We start from the raw sequence: 10,424 nt of genomic DNA on the forward strand, positions 1-10,424 counted from the left end.
CTTTCCGAAAGTCCTTGACTTGTTTTAGTTTTTCTATTAAGCTCAACATATCTTTCAAAAGTTCGCGTTCACTTCTCATTTTACCTGACAGTGATCGCTTTTACTTTTGATATTCTGATGGGAGAATGAAACAGCCCTACCTTAATAAGGGGGGCATCTGATAATTTTTAATGCCTACCTAGTTAATAGGTTTTTAAGAACCAATAAATCTCACTTTTTCTACTCCTTCAATCATCTCTAAAGCCAATTGTGCAGAGGTAAATGAGCTACTATTGTCCACTTGTTCTTTAATCCTGTTAGTAAGTGAATTGATATCTATAACTCTTTTTTCTGAATCTTTCCAAGGAATATTATCAACCTTTTTGTTAATTTCCTGACCATCTAAGTTTTTTAATTTTTTGTAAAAGGTTTTATTCTCATCATCCCAGTCTAGTCCGAAATGTAAGGTTTCTGGTTTTTGGTGAATATCTAATCTCTTGATTTCTCCCTTAATTAAAACATTAGCGGAAAGACGTTCCATCCGTAGTAGTTCAATCTTTTTTGTATCATCTTCATTATAACCATCAACGAGTAAACCTGGCCAACCTGACACTACATCTGAACGGAGTAAAAAACCAGTTACTGTGGGGTAATTGTTAACAGCAAGATTTGTTTTATTTTCTTGATCATGTTTATGATCTGATGTAGTTACTCGACCAATACTAAAGGCTCCATCTAATAAGCATTCTATCCAAAGGGAATCAAGATAGAAGAAACGAATTGATTCTACAGGTAACATAAGTTCATCGGGAACGAGATAATTAAAGGGTACACCTTTAAGAAGATTTAAATCTTCAAACCAATTATAAATACTTTCAGGAAGTTCTGTATTAGGTTGATTATAAACAGGTAAATGAGTTTCTACATTTTGTAAGCTTTGTCTATGAGTGCGTTTCCAATTATAGAGACTAACGGATAAATTTTTACTCTGTAAAGCGAGTAATCTTCCTAATTCCCAAGCAGCAGAGTATGAAACATCAAACATACCATTATCAGGATTATATATGATTAATTCATCTGCTGTACGAATGGGTAAAGTGATGTTATTGTTAGGGTTGTTTCCTGTGATTAAAGGACTATGATACCAAGAGAAGGTTTTCCCTCCTTGTCGTAAAAAATGGGGTAGGGGAACATAACCCATAGATAGATATTTTTCGGCTTCAGTATTATTAACTTGTGGCAATCTTAGGGTACTAGGTTCTCGGTTAAGATGGGTCAAAAGTCCTTGAAAACTTTGCTTTTCATCAATACAAGAAAAACTCCAACTTTTTAGGCTAACTAAACGAATATTATCATTATCTCCTGCTCCCTGAAAATCAAAACCGTTATTATTATAACGTCCTTCTAAAGAAACCAGATGGACGATACTTCTGCCACTTTTTTGAGGAAGTCTATTACAAATAATAACGGCTAATTCATCGCCGATTAATTTTCCTTGCTCATCTGTTCCTTGACGAACATGAGCAAGATAAGTTAAGTCTTCTTTAGTGGGTAAAATTTTTTCTAATAACTGTTTCTGGACATCAATAATTATTACTTTATCGTCTTCATGTTGTCCACTTTCTAGGCTAAAATTAGGAAATTTAGCAGTATAAATATTAATATCTTTTAAGGTTTCTAGGGTAATAATTTTGGATTCGGGGTTTTCTGTTTCTTCAAATAATAATAAAGCTAACCAAGCAGTATCATTATTATTACTAACAGATTGACGTTCCCAAGGTAAGGTACTACGGTTTAGGATAATATGGGGTAAAACATTGGAATGTTCCCCTAAGCTACCATCAGGGGGAAATACAGCGTGGATGTCTGTAGGTTTTAATTCAAAGCGTTCTCCTGATACAGTAAAACGAATAGGTTTAGTTTTCTGGTTTGTTGTAATATCTGTTGTAAAAGTAGTTCTAGGTATTTTTGCTCCACTTTCTATGGTTTGTGTAACAGTAATTTCATAGTCACCATCTTTTAAAGCTGGTTGATGATACTGAATAAATTCAATTTTAGTGGGTTCAGTTGTGGTAGTTTCTGGCATTTTTGACTCCTTTAATAATAATTAATTAACTAAAACTCCAATTTTAGGTGAACCTAATAAATGATCGGCAATTGTTGCACTGAGATCAATTTCTTCACTTTTCAAATTTAGTGCTTTTAGTAAATTATCTCTGGTGTTGTTGACTGCATTATCTACAATAGTGTTACTAATGTTTTTAGTGGTTTCCTCCTGAAAAGTGCTAATCGTTCGCCAATGATAAGCATTATTAATTGAAGTAGTGCTAAATTGTAATTTACTGCGATTAATGGCTTGAGTTGCCCCCAGTTCTGGTTGTTTTTTAGGTTTAATTTCTAATCCAGATAGGGTATTTTCAATAAATTGATTACCATTCAAACTAGGGGTTAAAGATTCGCCCCAAAGTGCGACGGGAACTTTTTTAAATAGGGGAGTACAAGCAAAATCTTCGTCAAATTCTGTTGAGTTTAGCGTTGTACCATTTTTATTAATAGTAATCGTTAATTCTGAGATTAGCTCAGAGGCTGTTACTGCCATGGAACCGATGCCAAACTGGGTATTAATTTCCTGAGTATTAAGATTAACATTACAAGTTTTAATAGGAATGACTGAATTAGCGACTAAGCAGAAATCTTTAGGATTAATGTTCCCTAAATCTGTTTTATCGTCTTGATTAACTTTTCTGACTAAACCCTCTTTAACGGCAATGGTACAAATAGCATCAGCAGCAGGGAGAAAAGAGGTTTTAAACTCATTCCAGTCAATGGCTGTGGGTGCTTGCGAGGCACTGCTACCAAAGCTCACATCAAAAGAGATAATCCAAAGATGAATATGGGCAATACCTGTAAATTCGGGTCCCCAGATGTGTAAATCTGCCCCTAATTGAACGGTAATATGCTGAGTCCCGAAAAATTGGAAAGTATAGGAAACCCCCATATCAATATAGATAGAAATATCGTAGTGATAGGGTTTCCAAGACATGAGAAAATCTGCCCCGGCGTTGAACCAAGCACTCAGAGGACCACTATTCCAAGTAGCTTGGAGGTGTCCCCCGGCCATGATAGCGGAAGGAGTCAGGGCAAAATAAGCATCTGCTTTGATATAAAGTTCACTGCTAACTTGCCAATTAAGCCCAAGGCGAGGTACTTTCGGGTAATGGTCTGGGACTTTAAAGAGGGGATGATAACCCCCTAAAGTGAGGACAAAATCTCCCTCATGGACGTTAGGGGCAAACCAGCCATAAAAGGCAAATCCTCCGGTGAGATGACAAGCTTGAGAAAGGATATAAGAGTTAGGAGTAAGTTGGGCAATAACGCCGATAAATCCTTCGGCGGGCAGAAAACTGGCTTTGATGGCTAGTTGTACTTGGGCAACCGGGGGGACTCCTGCGCCTACATTTGGGGGGGCGATGAGGGTGGCTAAACCAAGTATATTAAGTTCAAAACGATTACCAAAAGCGACGGTAAGCAGGAGAAAAGAGTCAATCAGTTTAAAAGAGGTGAATTTAATGCCGATGGCGAGGAATATTTGCCCAGTTTCGGGGGGGATATAGTCTCGGAGTTTGGTTAGTTCTCCTGTGAGTCGGGCGGCTTGGTCTGAGTTAGAACCCTCAGCCGGAGGAGGGTTAACCGCTTCGGCGACGAGGGGGAAGGTGGCAACTTGGTCAATGGTGGGGACTTTGAGGGCGCGGTTATAGCCAAAGCCGGCGGCTAATCCGGTGACGAAGAAGAAAGAGGGTCCACCGATGGGGTAGTCAAGAATGGCGTAGATAAAGAGGGAGGGATGTCCTTGAAAATAAGCATAGGACCCTATGGCGGAAAGGTTGAGGGTTTTGGCTTTGACGTTAAATTTGATAACGGCGGCCCCGTTGTATTCGTCTATGCCGTTTCGGGTAGTTCTGAGGAATGCGCCACCGATTTCTAGGGTGTCGCTGCCTTTGTAGTCGATGCCGATGCCTTTAAGGTCAAATTTGGGGTCAAATTGATTGAGGGGGGAGTTAACGGCAAGTCCATCGAGGGAGAGGGAAAGTCCGGCTAGGTTAAGACTGGCATCTAATAAAACCCAGATTTTTGAGTCTTGGTATTTCAGACCAATTCTTTGAAAGTGGACGGGACCCAAGCTTTTTTGCAGTGTAAACCATTTGGTACTATCACTAATTGGGGTGGGAGTAGAGGAAGGGGTGACGACTGGGGGAGAAAGGTTATTATCCCGTGGGGGGGTTGTTCCTTCTATTTGACCCGTCTGTTTATTGATGGTGATGGGGAGTTCTAATTGTTGGATTTCGCTTCCGAATTGAAGCGAGGGGATAAGGTCGAGACGTTGGTTAATATCGGTGGTGGGTAGTTTAATGCCTCCGTCGGTATATAAAGTGTTTAAGGCTTGTAATTCTGGGGCTGTAAAATCAGCTTTAGTTGCTAAGATTTGTAGGGAAATTTTCAGGGTTTGATTGGGAGGAAATTCTTGTCCGACTAGGGGTAGGTTAGAGAGGTTAATGCCACCATCAATATTTAAACCAAAGAGAAAATTAGTTAAGGTTTGTTGTTTAGAATAGGCAAATAAAGCATCTTTCAGGTTGATTTCTAGTCCTTCTGGTATATCATTTTTTAGCTGAGAATCAATATAACCAATCAGGTCTTTAACTTTTACCGTCTGGTCATCATGGTAAGCAGCAAGGAATTTGGTAGAGGTTTGGTCAGTATCGAAAATGAGGGCAAATTTTAAGCTCCCAATAGTGATATGTCCATCAAAGTGTTTTTTATAAGAGCCGTCTAATTGTTGGGTAATATTAATTTGAAGAATTACATCAATTATTTCTTCTTCGATCTCCAATATAGATTCACAGGTAAAGTAGAAATTTTTTGTTTCAGTATTGAAATAAGTTGCTATATTTTCAACCACTAATCCCTCAATAGCTTTGGGAAAACCTTCATCTGTTATTCCAAAGGTTGTTACTAAATCTTTTATTAACAGTCCGATGGGAATTTGCTGTCCAGGTCTGGTACTTCCGGCAAAAGTCCAACCCCCACTTTCGTTGGCATTAGTCGCCAGCAGAATCAGATCTACCCCGGCAATAGTCAGAACACTGTTAATTGTAGCAAAGCTACCACCAAGGTTCTTTTCTATCTCTAGATGTAAATATTTAAGGGGTAAGATAGAAGTTCCTCCCAAGTTCAATTCCCAATCACTAGCCATCTCTATTTCAAAGGCGTATAACCCTTGTTTGATATCAGCACTTATCGCAAGGTCTAATATAGAGATGTGTGGCAGGTGAGCATTGGGGATTATTTCCTCAATGATTTGCTCTAGGGCGATGGTTTGATATAAGCCAAGTTCACCATAAAAAGCAAAGTCGGGAAAGACAGCTGAAGCGTTTACTAAACCCCCTCCCACATTGAAAGCGGATAGAAGATAAAAACGAATAGGAGTCGGATCTCCGGGGCTAACTTCCCATCGTAATAATAAACCTTCAATTGTTAATGCTTTTCCTAATAAGGGTTGATTCCAGTTTGCTGTGGTACCGATACTTAAGACAATATAAGATACCTTCAGTGGACTTAGGGATAAGTGTAAGGATAATTCACGAATTTCTAGGGTACTTAATGAGTTTATTGCCAGAGGAAAGGTATCGCTATTGTTAGGTAAATGACCACTTAATAAGTTAGTAAAAGTATCGAAACCGGGAAAAGGAATAGGTTCTGCATTTTCGATGATGAGTTGTGTACTCCCTACGGGCCAGACTATCTCTACGTTTTTAGGTGTTTTTGAGGTTCCTATGGTAACTCTCCCTAAAAAGCTAATCCCCGATCCTATATAGTTAGCATAAAGAGAGATGCTGGTATGCAAGACAAGTGAATAAATCCCAAAACTGAAAATATTTTCATAGGTTTTAGTAAAATTTAGTTCTATCTCTAAGCGTATTTCTTCGTATTCAGGTTGTTGATTTATATATCCATAAAAAGGTAAAGATGAATCTTTATAACCCGCATATTCTATTAGTGTATGTAAAAGTGGCATCTCTGAAAGTGCTATCTCTGAAACAAAATTTAGCCCCTGATGAATTTTACTAATATTTAAGGTAGTATCTAGTAATGTGAGATAGGATTTTGGGGTTTGATCTGTCTGAAAATTGTGGGAAGAAAAAACCAGTACCATCGGCTTATCAGCGGGAAATCGTAAGTCGTAAAAAAGTGAGGATTGATTACCCGCATCTGGATCGTTGCCAAAATTAGTATAATCGGGAAGGTCTGGATAAGACCAAGAAAAATCCCAAACCTTCGGGAGAGTGGCTTTTAGAAGGTATTCTAACTGACCATTATATACAAAAAAGATGCCCTCAACAGCTTGCAGTCTTACTCCCAGTAATGAAGGTATTCTTGCTTGAAAATGCAAGGAATCATCCGTTTCAGTGATGGGTTGTTTTACTCCTTCAAGTTGTAATATTTCTCCAGAAAAGGCTTGTTGAAGTTGATTAGCTAAAGCTGAACCGATGGCATTCTGATCCAGTGTCAAATGACCTAAGTTGAGTTGGTTTTTGATGGATTGAAGGTGGGGATTGCTCATGTAAGTAGGTTGGTTTTTTAATGGGATAGATTGATTTACAGTTTCTTAGCATTTAAAAGCATACTTTGTTGTTTTCTTAGTTTTCTCCTGTCATGCTCAGATAAAGTTGATTGATCTTCTTTTATTTCTTCAAGCTTTCTCTTAACTCCTCTGGCTTTTTCTTCAATACTGTCAACTTCCATTACTGTTTTATCAGGTTTTTCCTTCGCAAGTTCTTTTTTCATATTCTCAATGTCAGTTTGTATAGTTGCTTGACTTTTCTGTATGTCCTCAACCTTTGTCTTCAAATTCTGAATTTTCATCCCCAAACCTGTGTCTGTAATAATCAATTTAAGTTGGCTTTGATTTTGCTGTTCTACGGTCATCTTGTTAAAATCTTTTTCAATTTCAGTGTAAATAATTCTTTGGGATTCAATGTCAGTATTGGCCGTTTTAAGCGCTGTTTCTAGGTGGCTGCAATTTGTTGTTGGTTGATCTAGTTTTATGTTTGGAAAATCAGGATTAAGCACTTTTAGACGGTCCTTTATTGTGGACATTTCCCCTGCTATTTGTTCTGCAAACCCCTCTATTGAATTCAGGTTATTGCGGATTTCATGTAGTTTTTGATCTAAATCTAAAACTCTGCCGATAATCCCCGCTTCTTCCTCGCTAGGTAGCAGTTTTTCTACACGGCTTTTAATTTTTTGCTTGTACTCAGACTCTTTACCCATTGCTATATATAACGCTCTTTCTACCATGTAATCAAGGATCTGGCATTCATGTAAGTTTATGCTTTCACTTTGAGCATCGTAGATGTGGTCAAACACTTTTTTCCCATCATAATAAAGCTTGTAGCGCATCCAACGGGCTATTGGTAGATACATGAAAAAATGTCTTTCTAAATTGTGCCGGAATTGGAAAAGCTGTTTCTTTTTTTTTGCATCAGTAGCAGGACTACTAATTTCATCTGACAAGGCTTTAAAAGCTGTTCTAAGAGCCTGATCATCTATGTTACCAGAACCATCTGTTTTTAATCTATATTTAACTGGCTTTGCTAACGGCACGCCTTCAAAAAATTTATCTCTTTGTGTTACTAAGTCCAGCTGAGGATTTTCCTTGTCAATACCTAATTTTTCATTTAAACTTTTTTGCGTATAACTTCCTCCTGTTACCCATGTACCCGCATTCGGTATCAAATAAGCCGTAATTCGGGCTTTTAATTTACCTCGTTCAACTGCTGTAAAATCGGTTTCATTTTGACTGACGCGACGTTGACCAGTTTCAATCGCCAGTTGTTCAGTGTTGCAGTGTTTGCTACCAGAAACAAAATTACCCAATTCTTCTGGACCGCCATCCCCATGACCAAACAGGTGACACCATTCTTGATCGGTTTTTAAACTAGAAGCATCAACAGTAGCATTTGCATCTAGTTTATTATCTTTGCGCCATTGCTTCTTAACATCATCATCATTAAGCTGTCCTAGTACATATTTAGCAAAGGAGGTAGCCGATAATTTAGAATCAGTTATTTTAGGCGTGATATTACTGGCTTTCATCCCAGGATATACATGAAAATCACTCAAGGCTTCTGCCATCGTTTTCCCCGCATCTACTCGTTCATTTTCGTTAAAACCTAAAGTGAGGTCTTGTCCACCAGCGTTGAACTTTTTCCATACCCGGTAGCCAGTATTGTCTAACTTTACAGATATTTCAATTTTTTTGATATCAAATTTATAATCATAACCAGGAATGCTCGGATTCGTAACGCGAGGCGGAAATGGGTCTTGGCTAGGATTATTTCTCTTAGTTGCTGACTGATTAAATGTTTTATAATATTGAATCAAACTATTTATACTACCAATGACAGGATTTTTAAATCCATCTTTTTTGACTTTGTCGTAAGGCCAATTAGTAGGGTAGAAAGCATCAGGTTTGTTAGTTGTGCGGTTTTGTTTAATTGCTGGAGGAGACGTTACTAGACAATCTGGATTTAATTCAAACACATAACTCCATAATTTTGCTAAGGGAAAATTTGCATCTCCATCAAGCAAATTAATTAACCATTTATAGTTTACCTCATTCACCCTATCGGCACGCATAGGATAGCCACTACTTCCACGCCCTCCCTCGCCTATATTTACGGCGGAGATATGCCCCATTAAAGTTCCCCCGTTATCGTGGTAAAAACAGTGATAGTTTCCCTTAGGAAGCTCGCAAGCCGCCTGATGTGCTAAGTCTTTAGCTTTTTCTGTTTCTTTATCATTTCTTTCAGTATCATCTTTTCCATCATCCTTTTTGAAATGAATTCTGTTCTTCAACAAGTTACTCTCTGTTTTCAACTGAAAGACATTTTGTATAGTTTTAGTTACAGTATTCTTCCCCTTCTCCTTATCACCCAACTTATTGATTTGACCTCTTAATTCCCACAAATAACGATATTGCTCATTTCCTTTTCCTAAAAAATATTCAGCGTCTTCGTTATCACGCTCTTCATCTTTATTTTTTATTTTTTCATCATACTTGTAAGTTCGCTTTATCTCATAATCATTAGAACCATCTTTTTTTCCGTATTTATATCTTTGGGTATCTTCACTATTATCCAGAAAAAGCAATCTAGCGTTAGGATTTACATAAACACCGTAATATAAGTCAGTGCCATTTGTATAAGATCCCTCTGGGCTGATAGCAATGGCTGGCACGATTAAGGTTTGATCCTGAAGGGGTTTTTCATTTGTTATCCAGTGTTTTCCTCCTATCTTATTACCTGTACTATTATCAAATCTTACAAAAATTTTATTGAGCAAATTTGCATTTACAATGCGTAATCGGTTCAGTATTATTTGATTGCCAGGAGTATCTTTTACCTCATTGTTACCGTCGAGCCATTTCCAGTAGTATTTATTTTCTTCATCGGCTATTCGAGCTAAAAGTGTGTCAACATCTTTAGAAAGATGGGTGTCTTGTAAGATATAGCCAATGAGGCATTGATTGAATTGGCAGGTTTCTCCCCATAGGGATTTCATTGAATTATTAAATTCATCTATTATCTTATTGTCCATCGTAATGGGAGTTAGTTCGGTTTTAAGCTTAAAAGTTGTTAAAGCCGCTTTGAGTATAGATTGATAGTAATTTGTTATGGTAGGCGTTTGTGTGGTATTAATTGTAATGACATTAATAACATTGTCTTTAAACTCAACTCGATCGTCTGTTTCGATTTTTATAGCTTGGAAGTTTCCCATGATTTGACCTACCTGTTAATAGATTAATAAATTGTGAAGAAGGGGAAGATTTGTCTGCGATCGCTTTTCATTTTTCTTGGAAGCTGACGAGCTTTTAAAAGTAATTCAATCTGATCTTCTGTCATAGAATTATTCCCTCTTTACGAATATTCCTAAGCAAAGGACCAGAACGATGAATGAATCGGTATTCATCCATAAATATACAACTGATTACCGAATCTTTTTCTAAAGATAAACTGGCTATAATGAATCCAGTTTTTTCAATTTCTTCACTGGCATTTACTTCTCCTTTAAGAACCACTAAGACATCAATATCAGAGTCTGGATGTGCGTCACCCCTGGCCTGAGAACCAAACATGATCAACTGTTTAAGGCGATCACCGTAATGATTTTTTAATTCTCGTTTCAGTCGAGCGAGAATGGTTTTTAGGGTATCATTGACAATCGTTAATGTCATGGTTAACTATCCTTGGTTACTTTGATTTAGAAGCATAGTACATCATTTTTAATCTCTTCGGGTCTAATTCCCCGCCGCTCGCGGCGTACAATAGAAAAATGAGTGAATACATCCATAAGAGCCATAATGTAAGTGTTTTGCTATATCA

The 10,424-nt window shown here is 37.6% G+C and carries 4 protein-coding genes; all 4 read right to left on the reverse strand.

All coding sequences use genetic code 11. The features are described 5' to 3' along the window. Positions 1 to 193 precede the first annotated feature (193 nt). The 4 genes from PX481_RS26495 to PX481_RS26510 all read right to left on the reverse strand — a co-directional run bounded on the left by PX481_RS26495 (position 194) and on the right by PX481_RS26510 (position 10,276). Positions 194 to 2,065: a hypothetical protein gene (locus PX481_RS26495; RefSeq protein ID WP_288025349.1), complete on the reverse strand. Its 1,872-nt coding sequence runs from the start codon at positions 2,063 to 2,065 to the stop codon at positions 194 to 196. A gap of 21 nt (positions 2,066 to 2,086) precedes the next feature. Next, complete coding sequence (locus PX481_RS26500; protein ID WP_288096917.1) at positions 2,087 to 6,550, reverse strand: DUF6603 domain-containing protein; 4,464 nt, start codon at positions 6,548 to 6,550, stop codon at positions 2,087 to 2,089. Between the two features lie 86 nt (positions 6,551 to 6,636). Beyond that, the gene (locus PX481_RS26505) at positions 6,637 to 9,819 is read right to left on the reverse strand and encodes a hypothetical protein (protein ID WP_002758902.1); all 3,183 of its coding nucleotides are present in this window, start codon (positions 9,817 to 9,819) and stop codon (positions 6,637 to 6,639) included. A gap of 121 nt (positions 9,820 to 9,940) precedes the next feature. Continuing rightward, complete coding sequence (locus tag PX481_RS26510; RefSeq protein WP_002758903.1) at positions 9,941 to 10,276, reverse strand: nucleotidyltransferase domain-containing protein; 336 nt, start codon at positions 10,274 to 10,276, stop codon at positions 9,941 to 9,943. Between the last annotated feature and the right edge of the window lie 148 nt (positions 10,277 to 10,424).

The sequence above is a fragment of the Microcystis sp. M53603_WE2 genome, assembly GCF_030065435.1.